The organism is uncultured Ruminococcus sp. (assembly GCF_947301925.1).
GTDB lineage: Bacteria > Bacillota > Clostridia > Oscillospirales > Ruminococcaceae > Ruminococcus.
The window spans coordinates 25,753-42,531 of record NZ_CAMYUE010000021.1; the positions used below are offsets into that span (position 1 = coordinate 25,753).

18 protein-coding genes and 1 pseudogene are annotated in these 16,779 nt (G+C 44.1%); 6 read left to right on the forward strand and 13 right to left on the reverse strand.

From position 1 onward, the window contains the following. Window positions 1-53: 53 nt before the first annotated feature. From panD to Q0Y65_RS15820, 6 genes and pseudogenes are all read right to left on the reverse strand, one after another. Complete coding sequence (panD, locus tag Q0Y65_RS14470; protein ID WP_297961392.1) at window positions 54-437, reverse strand: aspartate 1-decarboxylase; 384 nt, start codon at window positions 435-437, stop codon at window positions 54-56. Between the two features lie 10 nt (window positions 438-447). Further along, on the reverse strand, window positions 448-1,296 hold the full coding sequence (gene panC, locus Q0Y65_RS14475; RefSeq protein ID WP_297961395.1) for a pantoate--beta-alanine ligase: 849 nt from the start codon (window positions 1,294-1,296) through the stop codon (window positions 448-450). Between the two features lies 1 nt (window position 1,297). Next, window positions 1,298-2,137 (reverse strand): 3-methyl-2-oxobutanoate hydroxymethyltransferase, encoded by an 840-nt coding sequence (panB, locus tag Q0Y65_RS14480; protein WP_297961398.1) that lies wholly within the window; start codon window positions 2,135-2,137, stop codon window positions 1,298-1,300. Between the two features lie 117 nt (window positions 2,138-2,254). Then, window positions 2,255-3,115: a Rossmann-like and DUF2520 domain-containing protein gene (locus Q0Y65_RS14485; protein ID WP_297961401.1), complete on the reverse strand. Its 861-nt coding sequence runs from the start codon at window positions 3,113-3,115 to the stop codon at window positions 2,255-2,257. Between the two features lie 686 nt (window positions 3,116-3,801). Continuing rightward, the gene (locus tag Q0Y65_RS14490; RefSeq protein WP_297961404.1) at window positions 3,802-3,993 is read right to left on the reverse strand and encodes a hypothetical protein; all 192 of its coding nucleotides are present in this window, start codon (window positions 3,991-3,993) and stop codon (window positions 3,802-3,804) included. A 41-nt stretch (window positions 3,994-4,034) separates the two neighbouring features. Beyond that, window positions 4,035-4,181: pseudogene (locus tag Q0Y65_RS15820) on the reverse strand (ATP-binding protein); the annotation flags it as partial. 324 nt (window positions 4,182-4,505) lie between these two features. On the opposite strand from Q0Y65_RS15820, the gene Q0Y65_RS14500 reads away from it, so the two are divergent. Then, the gene (locus tag Q0Y65_RS14500) at window positions 4,506-6,059 is read left to right on the forward strand and encodes an alpha/beta hydrolase (RefSeq protein WP_297961410.1); all 1,554 of its coding nucleotides are present in this window, start codon (window positions 4,506-4,508) and stop codon (window positions 6,057-6,059) included. Between the two features lie 145 nt (window positions 6,060-6,204). Here the strand turns inward: Q0Y65_RS14500 and Q0Y65_RS14505 are convergent, their stop codons facing one another. Beyond that, complete coding sequence (locus Q0Y65_RS14505; RefSeq protein ID WP_297961413.1) at window positions 6,205-7,359, reverse strand: nucleotide disphospho-sugar-binding domain-containing protein; 1,155 nt, start codon at window positions 7,357-7,359, stop codon at window positions 6,205-6,207. A gap of 29 nt (window positions 7,360-7,388) precedes the next feature. Then, the gene (locus tag Q0Y65_RS14510) at window positions 7,389-7,673 is read right to left on the reverse strand and encodes a hypothetical protein (RefSeq protein WP_297961416.1); all 285 of its coding nucleotides are present in this window, start codon (window positions 7,671-7,673) and stop codon (window positions 7,389-7,391) included. A gap of 186 nt (window positions 7,674-7,859) precedes the next feature. On the opposite strand from Q0Y65_RS14510, the gene Q0Y65_RS14515 reads away from it, so the two are divergent. After that, the gene (locus Q0Y65_RS14515; RefSeq protein ID WP_297961419.1) at window positions 7,860-9,677 is read left to right on the forward strand and encodes a dockerin type I repeat-containing protein; all 1,818 of its coding nucleotides are present in this window, start codon (window positions 7,860-7,862) and stop codon (window positions 9,675-9,677) included. Window positions 9,678-9,946: 269 nt separating this feature from the next. Here Q0Y65_RS14515 and Q0Y65_RS14520 read toward each other — a convergent pair whose 3' ends face one another. The 4 genes from Q0Y65_RS14520 to Q0Y65_RS14535 form a co-directional block, all read right to left on the reverse strand. Further along, window positions 9,947-10,813 carry a HAMP domain-containing sensor histidine kinase gene (locus Q0Y65_RS14520; protein ID WP_363293574.1) on the reverse strand — a complete coding sequence of 289 codons (867 nt, stop codon included), beginning with the start codon at window positions 10,811-10,813 and terminating at the stop codon, window positions 9,947-9,949. A gap of 19 nt (window positions 10,814-10,832) precedes the next feature. After that, window positions 10,833-11,555, reverse strand: a complete 723-nt coding sequence (locus Q0Y65_RS14525) for a hypothetical protein (RefSeq protein WP_297961425.1) — start codon at window positions 11,553-11,555, stop codon at window positions 10,833-10,835. Further along, entirely contained in the window at window positions 11,548-12,462 is a 915-nt protein-coding gene (locus Q0Y65_RS14530) for an ABC transporter ATP-binding protein (RefSeq protein WP_297961428.1), read from the reverse strand. Before Q0Y65_RS14530 ends, Q0Y65_RS14525 begins: the two co-directional genes overlap by 8 nt. 81 nt (window positions 12,463-12,543) lie before the next feature. After that, the gene (locus Q0Y65_RS14535) at window positions 12,544-13,212 is read right to left on the reverse strand and encodes a response regulator transcription factor (protein WP_297961431.1); all 669 of its coding nucleotides are present in this window, start codon (window positions 13,210-13,212) and stop codon (window positions 12,544-12,546) included. 1,003 nt (window positions 13,213-14,215) lie between these two features. Here Q0Y65_RS14535 and Q0Y65_RS14540 point away from each other — a divergent pair. The 3 genes from Q0Y65_RS14540 (at window position 14,216) to Q0Y65_RS14550 (ending at window position 15,193) form a co-directional block, all read left to right on the forward strand. Continuing rightward, the gene (locus tag Q0Y65_RS14540; protein WP_297961434.1) at window positions 14,216-14,425 is read left to right on the forward strand and encodes a hypothetical protein; all 210 of its coding nucleotides are present in this window, start codon (window positions 14,216-14,218) and stop codon (window positions 14,423-14,425) included. A 183-nt stretch (window positions 14,426-14,608) separates the two neighbouring features. Beyond that, on the forward strand, window positions 14,609-14,944 hold the full coding sequence (locus Q0Y65_RS14545) for a hypothetical protein (RefSeq protein WP_297961437.1): 336 nt from the start codon (window positions 14,609-14,611) through the stop codon (window positions 14,942-14,944). Between the two features lie 36 nt (window positions 14,945-14,980). After that, complete coding sequence (locus Q0Y65_RS14550; RefSeq protein ID WP_297961445.1) at window positions 14,981-15,193, forward strand: tyrosine-type recombinase/integrase; 213 nt, start codon at window positions 14,981-14,983, stop codon at window positions 15,191-15,193. 34 nt (window positions 15,194-15,227) lie between these two features. On the opposite strand, the gene Q0Y65_RS14555 is transcribed toward Q0Y65_RS14550, so the two are convergent. Then, a complete protein-coding gene (locus tag Q0Y65_RS14555) occupies window positions 15,228-15,998 on the reverse strand; it encodes a Fic family protein (protein ID WP_297961440.1) in 771 nt (256 codons plus the stop codon). A gap of 166 nt (window positions 15,999-16,164) precedes the next feature. Between Q0Y65_RS14555 and Q0Y65_RS14560 the strand changes: the two genes are divergently transcribed. Beyond that, the gene (locus Q0Y65_RS14560; protein WP_297961442.1) at window positions 16,165-16,593 is read left to right on the forward strand and encodes a hypothetical protein; all 429 of its coding nucleotides are present in this window, start codon (window positions 16,165-16,167) and stop codon (window positions 16,591-16,593) included. Window positions 16,594-16,779 lie beyond the last annotated feature (186 nt).

The window sequence follows — 16,779 nt, forward strand, 5'->3', positions numbered from 1 at the left end:
CAGCACATATATCACGGATACATGATCGCTGAAGAATGTATGGCAATAAGCTGTTATTTCAGTTCGCCGTGCTTTTCGTAATCGGCTACCCTTACTATTTCATTCTTATCGCCGACGAAAACTACCTTAGGACGGTGAGTTTTTATCTCTTCGGGAGTCATATTGGCATATGCCATTATGATAACATGGTCGCCTTTCTGTCCCGAACGTGCGGCTGAACCGTTGAGGCATATGACACCGCTTCCGCGGTCGCCTGCGATAACGTAGGTCTCGATACGGCTTCCGCTGTTTACGTTTGATATGTGTACGCGCTCGTATTCATAAAGTCCTGCGGCTTCCATGAGCTCCTCGTCGATAGTGACGCTGCCAACGTAATTGAGCTCCGCCTGAGTGATAACGGCGCGGTGTATCTTGCTTTTGAGCATTGATATTTCCATAGCAGCCTCCTCATACGTCTTCCGTGAAGAAGTTGTCGATAAGGCGGGTCTTTCCGATGTATACGGCCATTGCGCAGAGTGCAGGACGGTCGAGAGTCTTTATCTGCTGCATTGTTGCACAGTCGACTGTCTTGACGTAGTCGATCTTTGCAAGAGGCTCGGCTTCTATGAGCTTTTTCATAGCTGCGGTAATTGCAGAGCAGTCCTTCTCGCCGTTTTTTACCATATCCATGCCCAGAAATACTGCCTTTGAAAGTACAAGTGCAGCTTTTCTTTCGGCTTCGTTAAGGTATGTATTGCGGGAGCTCCTTGCAAGTCCGTCGGCTTCACGGACGATAGGACAGCCGATTATTTCGATGTCCATATTCAGATCGTCGGCCATATGACGGATAACGGCAAGCTGCTGTGCGTCTTTCTTGCCGAAGTATGCACGGTCGGGCTTTACTATATTGAAAAGCTTTGATACTACTGTACATACGCCGCGGAAATGAACGGGACGGCTCAGTCCGCAGAGCTCCTGAGTGAGCACGGTCATATCAACGAAAGAGGAGAAGCCCTCATGGTACATCTCGGAGGGTTCGGGATTGAAGATGATATCGCCGCCGTGTTCCTCAACGAGCTTTGCGTCGCGCCGGATATCGCGGGGATAGCTTTCAAGGTCCTCCGTCGGTCCGAATTGCATGGGATTTACAAAATCGGACACAACAGTTCTGTCGTTATCTCTGTGAGAAGCGTCGATAAGGCTTGCGTGTCCCTCATGGAGATAGCCCATTGTGGGGACAAGTCCCACGGTGAGGCCCTGTGCTCTCCATTCCTTTACCTGTGCGCGGACTTCATCTATAGTTTTTACAACTCTCATTTCACTTTTCCTCCCTCATAAGCTGTTCGATAACATCATCTTCGATAGCGTAGGTATGCTCCTCGGCAGGGAACGAGCCCTCTTTGGTCTCACTGATATAATCAGCGATACCCTGACGCATTACCGAGCCCACATCAGCGAACCGCTTTACGAATTTAGCGGTGTGACCTGTGGTAAGTCCCAGCATATCCTGATATACCAGTACCTGTCCGTCGCAGCCGTTTCCTGCGCCGATACCGATAGTCGGGATAAAGAGCTTCTTTGTGATGATATCCGCAAGCTTTGCGGGAATACCCTCCAAAACTACTGCACAGGCGCCTGCCTCCTGTATCTTCAGCGCGTCGCCGATGAGCTTCCTTGCCTTGTCAAGGCTCTTGCCCTGCACCTTGAAGCCGCCGAAGGCGTTGACAGACTGGGGAGTAAGTCCCAGATGTGCAACAACAGGAATGGACGCATTCACAATTGCTCTTATCTGCTGGCAGACCTCGGCTCCGCCCTCAAGCTTTACAGCATTGGCGCCGCCCTCTTTGACAAGTCTGCCTGCATTGATAACAGCCTCCTGTACGCTGACCTGATAGGACATGAACGGCATATCGGCTACGATGAAAGCATTTTCCGCACCTCTTGAAACTGCGGCGGTATGATGTATCATATCCTCCATAGTCACGGGGAGCGTGTTTTCATAGCCCAGCATTACCATGCCCAGAGAATCGCCGATAAGTATGGCATTCACGCCGCACTGGTCGATGATCTTCGCTGTTGTGTAGTCGTAAGCAGTAAGCATCGTGATCTTGTCGCCTGATTGCTTCTGCTTCAGAAGGGTTGAAACAGTGTTCTTCATATTCAATTTTCTCCTTAAAAGATGTTACCTTTCCATTATCCTGGATAAGATACAATAGGTAGTATAGCATATGAATATGAACATAATATGAACACAAAGGTTTTTCTTTGGTGACAATTAACTAAGGAGCTTATCCATTTCTGTATAATCTGCCTGTGGATGACGTTCCTTAGCCATTTCTGTCAGCTTCTTCGAGACCGATCTGTAGATATCGGAGTCGTTCTTGCCGCTTATGCAGGCAATATGCTTTTTCACCGTGGATACGTCGTTCCGCTCCACAGGCCCCGTCAGTGCAGCAGTTGGTCCCACGGCGAAGATGCGCTTCATATTGCTCATTGCAAGAGGTTCAAGGGCGGAAAGAGCTTCGTCCGCGGTAAAGCCGCACTGTTCAAGGAGCTCCGCGCTTTCCGCCATAAGTCCGCAGACGAGGTTGCTCGCAACAGAACAAGCCGCGTGATAGCGGCTCTTGATATCGCTTGTGATAATGCGTGCGGGATTGCCCATGCCCGAGAGTACAGCGCTCCATTCCGCGGCGCAGTCGCCCTCTATGCAGAAAAAAGCATTTGAAAGCTCCCTGTACGACTCCGTTTTGCTGCTTACGGGAAAAAGCGGGTGTATTGAAGTGGCTTTTGCACCGTATTCCGCTATATCAGGGAATGTCTCTGCGGCTGACATCGCTCCGCTGCAATGGCATATCTGTCTGCTGCAAAGAAGCTCCTTTGGCAGGGCGTTGTATGTTTCTTTTATGGCGCTGTCGGGTACTGTAAGGAAAACCGCATCACTTGCCAAAACAAGTTCTTCCGAAGACATAAAGGCCTTCGAGCCTGTAAAGGCGGCAGCTTCATGAGCAGAGCTTTCTGTACGGCTGTAATACCCCGATAACTCCGCGCCGTTTTCTGCAAAATATTTTCCCAGAGAAAAGCCGACCTTTCCTGCGCCTATAAATCCGATTTTCATTGAATTCACCTCGTACTTCATAACGGTGTTATTATTAAGATCCGTGCCTCATCATAATTATACTTATCCGATGATATAGGAACAAAGCTGTTTCCTGACAGGCGTCCGTGGTGGTGAAGATACCTGTTGCAGGGGACATATTTCGGGCGCGGAGATATACTTACATTATGCCACCGGCAGGGTGGTTTGTCAAGAAAAAGCGGACTCGTGGGAGAGTCCGCTGTTTTTTTTAATTATCATTGAAGGAGTTTTTTCCCACCATCTATCAATATTTCTAAATCGTATGACATTTCTTCTTCTTTCAGTATACAAAATATGTGGTTTTAGTTTATAGGTTCGGTAGTGGTATCGAGGATATAGTCTAAGCACTTGAAGCAGTTACCGGCTTCAGATACCTCATTGACAGGAGCGGTCCCGCCGGTCGTGTAAAAAGTCTTCCTGCATAATATTGTATATGCGGACTCTGACCTTTCTGCGCTTTTCTGAAAGCAGAAAGGGCAGTGAAACCCCTGTATCTGAAATATGGAACTTATCCTTTGTTTTAATTATATCAAGTCAGATATGTTTAGTCAAGCCGTGATCTGCGGCAGCGACCTGTTCAGTGCTCACTTTTAAAAGCATTATCTCATTTACTGTAAGCAGCGGAAAAGCTGCTGCTGCCGCATAGGGTATTCTTGCCGTATCCGGGGGTTGCGGGGAACTATAGATCAAGGCTGTTTGTCAAGCTTCTCAATGAACCCTTTCATATCCCTGCTTATTCTCTCATACTCAAAGTCGTGCACATAATGACCGCAGTTCAGTTTGATGAGCTGTCCGTCCCTTGATGCGTCCGCCATGGCCTGTGCGGCTTTTTCCCATTTTTCACTATTTTGCATACTGTCGGGAGACTGATGAGCCATTTGCACCCGACGTCCTCACCAATGTGGGAGATCTCTCCGCCGTGCAGTGTGACTATCTGACGGACTATCGCAAGTCCCAGACCGCTTCCGTCACTGTTTGCCGAAGTCATGTCCGCCCTGAAAAAGGGCTGGAATATCTTGTCGATATGCTCCGCAGGGATACCGATACCGTTATCGGATACTGTTATCTCAACATGATCCGCTTTGCCTGATGTGCCGTTTCTGCACCTCTATCCTTGCAAGCAGTTCGTTCAAGCTCCACGGTTTCACAAGATAATCGTCCGCACCGAGGCGCAGCCTGCAACCGCTTCATCTGGCAATGAGCCAACTGCCTTTGAACATATAATACCATGCGGACTCAAAACAGGTGCGATCAGCTTTCCACGGATAATCGCTTGTTTTCCTCTATGGGGTATAATACTGATACTATTCATGTTGATATGAAAAAAAGGTGAGAGTTTTTGCATTCTCAGACGTCTAATAATTAAAGACTGAAAAAGGAAGGTAAAACAATGAAAAAAGCAATTGCTATTCTATTATCTCTTGTAACGCTTACATCAATAAGTGCTTGCAGCGGCAAATCAGGCGGAAGTGAAAACGACTCATCATATGAGCAGGTACAGACGACCGGATCTGCTGAAGCCTCCGAGCCCACAAAGCTCACAAATAAAATGACAGATACCGAGCTTCAATTTACGAAAAAGCACGGCCTGACCCTGCTGGACGAACCCGAAAAGCCGGATAAGGACCCGAATGCCGAGCACACTGTAAGCATTGAGTTCTATAACGTCGACATTGAGAAATGGCGTGCCTATTATAATGAAGAACGTGATAGTATGACAGATGAGGAATACAGCAGCGAAATGGAGAGGTTACGGAAGATAGAGGAAGCAGGAGGGGAATACCGGGTCCCTGATTGTGTTCTCGTAGACGGATATATTCTTCCGTTCAGTATTCCGGATGAATATGATTTTCAGGACGGCATTCTTTTTACTTTTATTGCGCCAATTGATGAAAACGGAGAGAACAATGCGACCAAAAATACATTCGATTCACTTGAGGAGTATCTGGATTACATTCCTAAAGCTGCAAAACTTTTGGGCTACAGCGATGAATTGACTGAGCTTGTGATTCTGTATACGCAGATCGCATATGATGCGCTGAAAAGCGGCGATTATGAGGAACTACCTGAAGGTTCGTCTTATAGTAATGGTGAAAGACCTTATCTCGTGGACGTCTTTCAGAATTACAGAAGCGATTGGGAATATGACCGCGACGCCGTTGAAGCGATAAAGGATTCCGTTGACGAGATAAGCATTTACGACGAAGAACTTGGCAAGGAATTTACAGCCCATGTGACTCTGCCGCCCGATTATGACAAGGACAGGACCTATCCTGTTTTCTTTCTGACCGACGGTATATGGCGCTTCGGCAACTGTCCTGAGCTTAGAAAATGCATGGAGAACGGCGAGGCTGCACCCGTGATACTTGTCAGCCTTTATTACAGCTATGATGTCACCGATCCCGACCAGGAAATGCGCTATGTTGACCTGGTGATCAACCGTGAACAGCTGCTGAATTTTATCACCGACAACCTTATGCCGTATTTGTGCGAGAATTACAGCATTGACTGTGGGAATTCGACTCTGTACGGTCATTCGGACGGCGGTGTATTCGCACATTATGCTCTGTTCAATTCGGACAAGTATGAGAATCAGCCCTTCGGTCATTATATCATCGGAAGTCCTGCATTCTGGGGACTGTATCATGATAATCAGTATATGGGTATCAGCAATGACAATGTGCTGAAAGATTACGGTTATTTTGACAGGAATGAAAAGCTGAATAAGACCGTATTCCTCTGTGCGGGTTCGCTGGAAGATCCCGACTATGCCGACAGGTATCGTGAAGGGGATGATACAACGCTGGAAGGCGTTGCAAAGCTGAAAGAACGCCTTGAAGCTCACGGCGCAGATCTGACCTATAAGCTGTATGAATCCCACCATTATCAGTTTATCCCCGAAATGCTGATGGAATATCTGAAAGAAACGTATCCGTATAAATGATGATATTGATTCCGTCAAGTACAGACTCTTCGTCAGTACAATGTGCAGCTTAGGTTTTTATATGCCGAGCACAGGCACAGGGATATCATGGAAAGCGTCATCATCATATACAAAACGAAAGGCAGCCCATAAGGCTGCCAAATCGTTATATATCATAGTTCAGAATATGTTTTATTATAATATCAATACCGCCTTGCGAACTTAGCTTCTTGCCGAGTTCAGCCGCATTTCTCCGCATTTTTTCTGAATTTATGACTTTATCAGCCTTACTGCGAATGATATCAGCTCTGAACTGTCTGTGCGGAATGATGATACCTGCTTTGTTTTTCGCAACAGAAACCGCATTGTATCTTCGTTCAAATACTTTGCCCGGAACTATCATCTGCGGAACTCCGTGAAGCAGACCATCGACTACACTGTTCTGACCGCCGTGGTTTATAAACAGTACCGCCTCGTCAAGAAGCTCATTGAAGTCCCAGCGCGGGGCTATATGAATATGACCTGTATTCTTGGCTTTCAGGTACTTTGAAGCTATATACACTTCATACTCCGAACCGCTGAAAGCTTTGCCTAACTCCCTTTCTGTCAACCCTGCTGAAACTGTTCCGTTACCCATATATACGACTATCTTGTCTCTTAGCCGTTCAGATGTATTGATATTTTTCAACGCACCGCAGAAAGTTACGTTTTCTTTTTCAATAGGTTCAAGCTCATGGATACTCGGACAAAAGCACTCATCAGCCCAGTCAAAGAGTTCCATCACAGAAATGACCTGCGGAAGCTTTTTCTCGTTCAGATATCTGTTCACGCCCTTTGCGAGCTTAGGAGAACTTGCATATTCAGGCTGAGTTGGATAGCTGACAGTTGTAAACAGCTTTTTCTTTTCAAGTTTTGCTGCTATCATAGCGGGTATACTGAATTCTGAATAAACAACATCAGGTTTGAAACTCCTTATGGCTCTGCGAACACTTGCAACGCTTTTCACAAGATAACTGTAAACAGAATTTCCTGTTAACCGGAGAACCTCATCAAAGCTCTTTACCGTTTTTCTTGAAGTTATCCCCAGCTTCTGCGCCACAGGAAATACGTTTGAAGCTATGATCTTTGGCATTCCAAGCGGAGCAGGAACGTCAAGGAAATAGTTTTTTATACCGCATATTTCGGAATAGTTGACATCTTCTGCTATACAGGTGGCAACATCTATCCCTGCCGCAGCTGCACTTTCGGCAAGCAGTCTGCAACGAGAGAATGGTCCTGATGTTTCAGCCATTGCCGACATAGGTACTATAAGTAGTCTCATAATTTTGTTCTTCCTTTTTTCATTAATGATCATTCATTAAACCCGATAATGATATTTTCTTTTTTGAGAAAATGACGGTAAGCAAGATAAGATACCACTGTATCAAAAGCGTTTCCGAAGCCGAACATCAGCGCTATACCGATGAGGGTTGGCTTCCATACTCCGCAGAGATACAGAACAAAAAATGCTCCGTAATAAATGCTGTTTGTAACTACAGACTCAAAAAGCATATACTTTGTCTTTCCTCTGCCGTAGAAGGTTGCGTCGAACACATTCTGGAATGCATATAAAACGTAGAAACCGAACAACACCATTACAAGCTTAAACAGCTTATCCTGTTCATATTATGTCCCCCCGAATGATAGGTTCTATTATTCATAAAAGCACAAATAATACGTTTTTATCATTATAACATACATGAAATTCGTTTACAATACCGCACAGAAATGTTATAATTGATTATATAAGCTATCCGCAATATTCTAAGGAGGTTGAAAACTATGAGAGCATCACGCATCGCTGCTGCAATTTCCGCGGCAGTTCTTTTGCTATTTTACACATTCATAACACCCATAAGCGTCAATACCGATGTTCATGCAGAAGAAGTATCAGACAGCATACAGCTCCCTGGATGGGTACCGCAAAGCTATCAGGCTGCCTGTCAGTTCTTCAACCTTCACGGTGGAACATACATACAGGACGGTCTGCTGTGCGTTACTTTCTGCGAAAACTACTCTCCAAGTGATGATGCAGCGAAAGCAGAATACAATATATTTGTCAGCGAGGGCGTAATGGACGAAGTGTTCCATGAACAGTACCAGATCGACTCGAATATGGATATCGAGATATTCGTCTACAAGCCTGTCAGCACGGGCAGTTTCAAGACTTCCCTTACCGGTTCGTCAGTGGATACTCTTACCGATCTGGACGGTAATACTTATATTCCTTCTTATGAATTTTTCGTTGATGATATGCTGAATATCACCGAAACTGATCTCTATGCCAAACTTCCGGACTGCATAACCGAGTTTGAGGAATTCTCCAAAGAGCATGATACAGTTTCTGTCATTGATGATAAGCTTGTATTCTGTCTGTCAAAGCAAACGGGCTTATTTTCCGAATGGCATGAGGGCTGCTGCTCAGAAAATATGCGTCAGACAGCAAAATGGAGCTGCACTAGCAAGACGCAGTTCGCAGGCTTTTTCCCGGGGCCGAGACCTATGGCGGATATTGTAGTATATGAAGCGGTTTCGGAAGGACCGGTCTATGTACGCTGGGACGTGGTCGATATATACCACAATGACGATATCCACTGCGGCTATGCAGCTGCTTATCAGGATATCTCCTTTAAAACTCCTTCTCTTTCAAAGGGAGATGCAAGAATAAAGATAACCGACTATGAAACAGGCGAACCTGTGATAATTGATGAGGATACAGGATTCAGCATTCATAGGAGAACCAGTGTAACAGATGCAAGTACGCTTATTGCTCCTATATCTTCAAATCCGTACATTATACCTGATCTGTGCAAGCCTTCGGCAGGCTTTCAATCTGATACGCAGACTAAAGAAACGATCCCTTTGATCGCCGACGCACTCGGTTTCAAACTTGTTATGCCGGATACATATGATATTCCAAAGGATGAATTCGGCGTTGAACTGAAAAATGCTTATGTGACGATTACGTTAGTCAATGGCGAAGCATATGATATAGAATACAGGGTTTCAGCAAAGCTGTCGGGAGATGTGAACGGTGACAGTGAATTCAATACCGCTGACCTTGTAACTCTTCAGAAATGGCTGCTGGGTAAGCCTGATACGGTACTGAAAAACTGGAAATCAGCGGACTTCTGCAATGATAACGTGATCGATTCATTTGATCTCTGTCTTATGCGAAAAGCTCTTATCATCGCACAGCAGGAGCCTCCGATAACCCTGTTCGTACTGGATAAGTCACGCACATACAATACCGAAAAGGGCGTTGAGGAACAGCGCATCATAACTTGTCTTGATAATACCGATCTTGAAGAAAAGGAAGATATACTCAGCCTTACGCAAAGAATATCAGATAATATCGACAAGTATGAGAATATGAAGCTCCGGCGGTTAGATTTCTCGATAGCGGATTACGGCGAAGACGTACTGTATCTGGTATACCGCAAGCCGGATCAGGAGCCGGACAGAATGGTGATCTGTACATATGGAGAGAGCTGTTCATGGCTGGAGGACAAGGACGTTCAGGATCTTGTCATACTATTGATCGAAAACGGGTATTTTGCTGAAGAATCGTATGCTTTAGCGTTTAAGGAAGCACAGTAAGCGTACACTCTCAGTGTGTTATCAGGCTTATGATGATTATTATGCATATCGAGTTGAGCAGAGAAAAATAAGCTATAGTACAAAAACTCTTCTCAGTAATAACCGCAGATTGATTTCCGCGTTTCAAAGCAATAATTGAGCGTAATTCGTATCATTGTAGCTTGTTGACCAATATTAGCCCACAATAATAATGAAATGACAGTCGAATAATTCAAAACAGCTTGTACAATCCGTACAAGCTGACTTTTTTCTTCAGAAATCTTACACTTTCAAAGCTTCAGTATTATATTGAGTCGTTCATTGTTATATTCAGCGGTGATAGTGCCGCCCATGCGCTCCACCAGAGTACGCGCTATGGAGAGTCCAAGACCTGTGGAATGATGTGCAGCTTCGACTGTGTAGAAACGGTCAAAGAGCTGCTCCACATCAACAGCGGAGAGCTCCTTTGCCGTGTTTGAAAATGTTATATCACCCGTATGGGAAAGGGAAATTTCAAGGTCGCCGCCGCTGTATTTAACAGCGTTGTTAAGCAGATTTGAGAAAACCCTTGACAGTGCCGCCTTGTTGACAAATCGTTCCACGCGCTGCTCCGTCAGCTCTATTTTCGGCTCTATGCCGCGGCTTTTCAATGCAGGATAAAAGCTGCTGATACTCTCCGCAAGAAGCTGATTTACAAAGACGTTTTCACACTCCATTTCGGTGTCGTCGGTAACTATGACCGAGTAGCGGAAGAGCTCCTCGGTAAGCTGCTTCATCATGTCGGCACGCTCGTGCATTATGTCAAGATAGCGCTGCTGCTTCTCAGTATCGTCGGTCTTGCTGAACATATCCAGATAGCCGCATATCGCCGTAAGCGGAGTCCTCAGGTCGTGGGAGATATTGGTTATGGCGTTTTTCAGCTCAGTATTGCCAAGCTCATATCGAAGCTGCTGTTCACGAACTTCCTTCAGCTGCTTGTTGAGGCTGTCGGCGAGCTCACGCATATCCCTGTCGCGGCAGGAAATACCGATAAGGGCGTTGGTATCCTTTTTTATTATATCAGGCATTGCAGCTGTGATCTCTTTTGCCGATTTTTTCAAAAGGCAGACCTTGACTGTAAGAAATACGATCACAGCTGCCATGACAAAAAAGATCACATAAATCAACTCAATTACCTCATTTCATATCGTGTTTTCTGAAATAAACTATGGAAAGTATGAGCATTGCCGCTCCTGCTGACATTGCGCATATCGCTGTCAGCCACGGTTTGTCGGGAGCAGTGAGTATGCTCATCACATTCATCTGTCCCTGAGGGAAGAATCGGAATATCAGCTTCGCTGCCTCACTGTCGCTGAGAGCCTCGCCGCCGAGGGTAGCTATAATCATCATGGAGAACTGCAATATGAACATTACGGCTACGCTGCGGACGTCCTCTATGATAACGCATATCAGCAGACTCAGGAACATATTCGCGAATACCAGAACCAGTACCAGCAGCAGGTTTTCCAGAACTATATCAGCTTTCAGCGCAGACAGGTCATATGACATGATAGCTGCCGAAGCGAATGCCGCGCCCTCGTATGCTGCAAGGAACAGAACTGTCACGATAGTAAAGCATACAGACCACGAAAGCAGTATATTCACACGGCTGTGTCCGATGATAAGCTTGTTCCGTATAGCTCCGCTTGTAAATTCGGTAGATACATTGAGAGCAATGACAGAACCGATGAAAAACGGCAGTATCACAAGAGCTCCGCCCTCGGGAATAGAGGCGAATAAATTGTCCTCCTTGTTGAGAAATACAAACAATACCGCCAGCAAAGCCGTGATGAACATTCCGTAATAGAGTGACTTTGCCTTTAATATCCTTGATATATCAGCGTTAAGAAGCTTACTCATCACTGCCACCCCCTACAAGAGAAATAAAGAAGCCTTCAAGATTTTCGTCGCGTTCCGTACAGCTGAGTATCTCGCAGCCCTCTTTCTCGAGCGAAGCCGCAAGCTTTGTGATACTTGGCTTGGCGTAGATATCTATGCTGTCGTCGCCTGTGACATTGTATTCAAGCTTCATATCGTCCAGAGCTCTTACAGCCGCAGAGGTATCCGTTACCATGACTCTTATGCATTTTCTGCAGGCTGCTTCAAGCTCCTCTGCGCTCATTTCGCGGACAATAGAACCCTTGTCGATAAAGCCGTAATGTGTGGCAAGCCTTGCAAGTTCATCAAGGATATGTGATGAGATAAGGACAGTGATATTGCGCTCGCGGTTGAGCTTTAGTATAAGCTCGCGTATCTCAATGATGCCCTGCGGGTCAAGTCCGTTTATTGGCTCGTCGAGAATGAGAAAATCGGGATTTCCGCAGAGAGCAACTGCGATACCGAGGCGCTGTCTCATACCGAGGGAGAAATCCTTAGCTTTCTTCTTGCCGGTGTTTTCAAGTCCTACAAGCTTCAGCAGCTCCGTTATCCCTTCAAAGCTTGGAAGCCCGAGCAGTCTGTACTGGTATTTCAGGTTATCCTGTGCAGTCATTTCGGGGAAAAGTGACGGAGTTTCCACAACAGCGCCGATACGCTTGCGTGAGTCTGATATCGCAGCATCCGTGTTTTTTACGCCGTATATCTCAAACTCGCCGTCTGTAGGGAACTGCATACCGCATATAAGGCGTATCAGCGTGGTCTTGCCTGCGCCGTTCCTGCCTACAAAGCCATAGATAGAGCCCTTTGGCACACTCATGGTCACGCCGCTGAGAGCTTTGAAATCCTTATATTGCTTGCAAAGAGCATTCGTTTTCAGAACATAGTCCATATTATGACCTCCTTTTTGTTTCTGAAAACAGTATATCACACAAAAGTTAAGAAACCGGTTAAGGAAACAGTTAAGATAGGGTTAAGATTTTTCCGTCAGCATAAAGCCAATGCCCCAGACCGCTGAGATATATTCTTTTCCTGTTACCGCTTTCAGCTTACGGCGCAGATTATGGATATGTATTTTCAGTGAATCCTCGGTACAATCGGGAGTATCATCGCTGATACGCTCCAGTATGGTCAGCTTTGCCACCACCTGCTCGGGATTCTGCATCAGAAGCTTCAGTATGGCATATTCCGTCCTTGTGAGCTTTATCTCCGTACCATTAACATCAACGGTATGAGTGTCTGTATTCAGCGTTATACCGCAGAAGCTCAAAGCAGCCCTGTCCCTATTGCCGCTGTTTTTTCTGAGCTGTACAGCGATACGGGCAAGAAGCTCCTGCATATCGAATGGCTTGGTGATGTAATCAGCCGCGCCGCCGAGGAGAAGCTCCACCTTGTCTGCAACATCAGCTTTAGCGCTTACTATAATAACAGGGATATCCTTTATCTGAGGCAGGAGCTTTTCACCGCTGAGTCCGGGGAGCATAAGGTCAAGTAGTATCAGGTCGGGCTTTTCTTTTGAGAGCAGCATAAGAGCCTCAGTGCCCGAATATGCCGCGGAAATCGTGTAGCCCTCGGCAGTCAGGGCTTCTGAGAGCATTCCGCTGATATGTTCGTCATCGTCGATAATAAGAATGTGGGACATAGTTCACCTCGAAGCATTTCTATTATAGCATTTATTATATCATTTATTTTAGTGAATTGCAAGTTTGAAAATCATTTGTGGGATTATTTCTTATGCATTGCAGAGCGCACATACCATGTCAGTGGTATATAAGTGCGTTCTTGGTCTTAACAAGAGAAATATCACTACGGGGGATTCATGGAAAGTACAGTGCTTATGAAGACAGAAGTGCTTGTTTTTTATTGTAGCAGTACAGAAAAATGATTCCTACAAAAGCATTAACGGATTACATTTTTCATTTCAAATAGAGTTCGGAATATGATGATTTTCATTGAAAGTATCCACTGCGATACAGAGAAAAACTGAAAGAGTTTTCGGCTCATTCAGAGCGCTTGGGAGAATAGCAAGCATATCAAGTGTACGTACACTTCCGATTATCTGAAAAATCGAAACACTTGCGGCTTGCTTTACTGGGATATTCCCAGACCCTTTGAACGAGTATAAGCTCAGCTTGCTTTCTGACGAAAAATGTTATATTTGAACACAGTCTTTTCTTCAGAACAACTTTCTACGAAATAGACAATTTTCTTTTGGTATCTTTCAGCAGCTTTCGAGAAATTAAGTATTATGCTCATTCGATGACCGAGAACGACAGACATTGCTGTGAAGCCATAACTAAAATACTTCCTGATAAACCTGAAATCAAGGGAGCATAAAACAAGTTACCGCAGTTGACCAAAAGCTACAAAAGTTGCCCTTTTGTTGACCAAATGCATATTCAGTAATGCAAAAGGACTCTTATGTGGCTTTGTTATGCGGTATAAGACAAGATTGTTCAAGTAAATCGGAATTTGGTGAGCAACAAAAAATAAAACGGAGGAAACACAATGAAAGACTTAGGAGCAAAAGCATTTTTTTACGGTTATGCATCGCCTGTATTGATGGCAGCAACATACAATGGCGACGATACAGTTAATGTGATGAATCTTCACGAAGTAACGAGGACGAATGCCGGAGATCTGGTATGCTGTATCGGCAAGCCGAAAAAGGCAATTTCACAGCTGTGCTTGCGAGAGTAGTAAATATGGCGGCAGATGATACCGTATTGGGCAAAGACGGTAAGATCGACACAGGAAAGATCGGAATGATCTTCTACGAATCCTTCAGTAACAGCTATTATAAACTTGGTGAGAAAGTCGGCAAGGCTTGGAGTGAAGGAAAGGTATTCTTATAATAACAATTCTGATTTAGCGTAGTACCATGTTAGATCAACAACTTATGAAAAAATGATATGGAGAGTCCCCGCGAGGGGACATCTTCGTTCATATACGTATTCTGGACTTTGGGCGACAGTGCGGTGTATAATATGGATAATACATAAGTTATTATGATAAATCGAGATATGGAGGAGCATTCTATGGATAAAGATAAAGTGAGAGTTATCAAAATAAGTAAAGATGCGCTGTTTGAATATATTTATGAAAATTTTATTGCAAATCAAGATAAGTATTTAGATGTAGATAAGGCTGAAGTATCAGATTTTTTTGATATTGATTATGAGAATGGCCATTTTATTTTTTGTGCCATTAAATCTGAAGACGAAGATGGAAATATTCTTTCTATGCCTGGTGAGATCAACTTAAAAAAACTTATGAAAATAATTCCTGATACAACAGATTCAATGCTGTCTACAACATCTAAATACTATAAGGAATACTCTAAAGAAGAATTAGCTGAATTGTCTGAATCCTGATTTGATTAGTACAATGTTAGAAACAATCTACCACATATCAAGTTCCACGCACTCAGGCACTCTTGTATCAGCCTTCTTGCTAATAATACGGCTTTTTCAATGAAGCAGATACAGGATTACGCAGGACATAGTGACTTCCTTACAACTTTTAATGTGTATAGTCACAGTGATGAGTCTGCCAAGAAGAATGAAATGGACTATATCACCAGCTGCTTAACAGATCTCTTTGACAGCAGCAACGAAGAGTAAAACAGAGAGTCCCCGCGAGTGCGGGGACTTAGCTTTATATATGCTTGTTTATCAAATCTCTTGCTGTCAGTTCTGTTCTGTCGTACTCTATTCTGAAATAGTTCAGGATAGCCTTCATATCGTCCTGCATGGACAGACACACGTCAAGCAGGCGATTCTTTTTTTCTTCAAGCTGCCACTCTTTCAGTCCTACGTAATAGAAATGTTTGATGTCCTCATTGATGAAGAACGGAACAATGTTGTTAGCAAGGCATTGCTTAAGCATTATTAGTCTTCCGATACGACCATTTCCGTCGTAGAACGGGTGTATCTTTTCAAATGTTGCGTGGAACTCAGCAACGTCGTATAAGTCAAGAGAAGGCTTGCTTTCGTATTTGCGGAGCAGGTTTTGTATAAGACCTGCAACATCTTCCGGTAAAGCAGTCTCTATTTCTCCGACTTCGTTGGGGTACTTCTTATAGTCGCCTATGACGGCGTAATCCTCATCATCGTCCATAACACCGTTTTTCAGCATACGGTGTAGCAGCTTTATATAATCCTCGGTTATTGGCTCAGAAATAGTATCAAGGATATAGTCAAAGCACTTGAAGTGATTAGCAGCCTCAAATACGTCGTTAACAGGGACTGTACCGTCGATAGTTCGAGTCTCGTAGATATATCTGGTCTGGTCGTGGGTAAGTCTGCTGCCTTCGATGTGGTTGGAGTTATAAGCAAAGTCTACCTGCATCCTGTTATATATGCTGCCTTTGATCTTTCGGCTTTTCTCTGAAAGCAGAACAGGCAATAATTCTCTTGTATCTGACATAAGGAACGCCTCCTTAGCTTTTCTATTATTATATCAAACTATAAAGGATCAGTCAAGCCGCTTTAAGAATGGTGCTAGCAGCAGCATTGACTTTGGACGAGGTTGTAGTGTATAATATGAATAGTACATAAGTTACTATGATAAATCGAAATTTTGAGATAGCATTATGACAAATAAAGAAAGAAAAATTCAAGAACTTATAAATCTTGCCAAAAATAATAAACCTCTCGCTCCACCATGTTGTGAGGGGGACATATTGAATTTATTCAACAGCTACTTCCATTTATGGTTACCGCAATGTTCAAACAGCGACACCTTTGTGGACGATATAATCAAAAAATATCCAAGTCATTGTAAAACAGATATTGTACGCTTAAAAGAGTATCTATCAGCAGCAAACAAGTATCTTATGGACATATGCTGTACATTTGCTGGAATATATCAAAAATATGGTGGTATGTCACGAAAAGATTATGGGACAGATCAAAAATACTGCGACATTTTGATTCATGCTTGCCTGAACAAGTATACTTGGCTCACAGAAGATTATCTTTATGAAAATCTATATCAATTATGCAGACTGTGTAATTGGTGATTCTGATTTAGCGTAGTACCATGTTAGATCAACAACTTATGAAAAAATGATATGAAAGTCCCCGCGATTGCGGGGACTTTCATATTAGGAATCTCTTATATTAGAAAAAAATTAGAAAACAACGAAAAAAGCACTTCTGAATTTTCAGAAGTGCCTATTTCATGAGGGTGGGAGATGGGATTCGAA

Bases quoted from the DNA above. Each gene is read 5' to 3' on its own strand.
- Q0Y65_RS14545 (WP_297961437.1), top strand. From the start codon at position 14,609: ATGGATAAAGATAAAGTGAGAGTTATCAAAATAAGTAAAGATGCGCTG.
- Q0Y65_RS14515 (WP_297961419.1), top strand. From the start codon at position 7,860: ATGAGAGCATCACGCATCGCTGCTGCAATTTCCGCGGCAGTTCTTTTG.
- panC (WP_297961395.1), bottom strand. From the start codon at position 1,296: ATGAGAGTTGTAAAAACTATAGATGAAGTCCGCGCACAGGTAAAGGAA.
- panD (WP_297961392.1), bottom strand. From the start codon at position 437: ATGGAAATATCAATGCTCAAAAGCAAGATACACCGCGCCGTTATCACT.
- Q0Y65_RS14560 (WP_297961442.1), top strand. From the start codon at position 16,165: ATGACAAATAAAGAAAGAAAAATTCAAGAACTTATAAATCTTGCCAAA.
- Q0Y65_RS14505 (WP_297961413.1), bottom strand. From the start codon at position 7,359: ATGAGACTACTTATAGTACCTATGTCGGCAATGGCTGAAACATCAGGA.
- Q0Y65_RS14510 (WP_297961416.1), bottom strand. From the start codon at position 7,673: ATGGTGTTGTTCGGTTTCTACGTTTTATATGCATTCCAGAATGTGTTC.
- panB (WP_297961398.1), bottom strand. From the start codon at position 2,137: ATGAAGAACACTGTTTCAACCCTTCTGAAGCAGAAGCAATCAGGCGAC.
- Q0Y65_RS14485 (WP_297961401.1), bottom strand. From the start codon at position 3,115: ATGAAGTACGAGGTGAATTCAATGAAAATCGGATTTATAGGCGCAGGA.
- Q0Y65_RS14525 (WP_297961425.1), bottom strand. From the start codon at position 11,555: ATGAGTAAGCTTCTTAACGCTGATATATCAAGGATATTAAAGGCAAAG.
- Q0Y65_RS14490 (WP_297961404.1), bottom strand. From the start codon at position 3,993: ATGGCTCATCAGTCTCCCGACAGTATGCAAAATAGTGAAAAATGGGAA.
- Q0Y65_RS14535 (WP_297961431.1), bottom strand. From the start codon at position 13,212: ATGTCCCACATTCTTATTATCGACGATGACGAACATATCAGCGGAATG.
- Q0Y65_RS14530 (WP_297961428.1), bottom strand. From the start codon at position 12,462: ATGGACTATGTTCTGAAAACGAATGCTCTTTGCAAGCAATATAAGGAT.
- Q0Y65_RS14540 (WP_297961434.1), top strand. From the start codon at position 14,216: ATGCTGTATCGGCAAGCCGAAAAAGGCAATTTCACAGCTGTGCTTGCG.
- Q0Y65_RS14500 (WP_297961410.1), top strand. From the start codon at position 4,506: ATGAAAAAAGCAATTGCTATTCTATTATCTCTTGTAACGCTTACATCA.
- Q0Y65_RS14555 (WP_297961440.1), bottom strand. From the start codon at position 15,998: ATGTCAGATACAAGAGAATTATTGCCTGTTCTGCTTTCAGAGAAAAGC.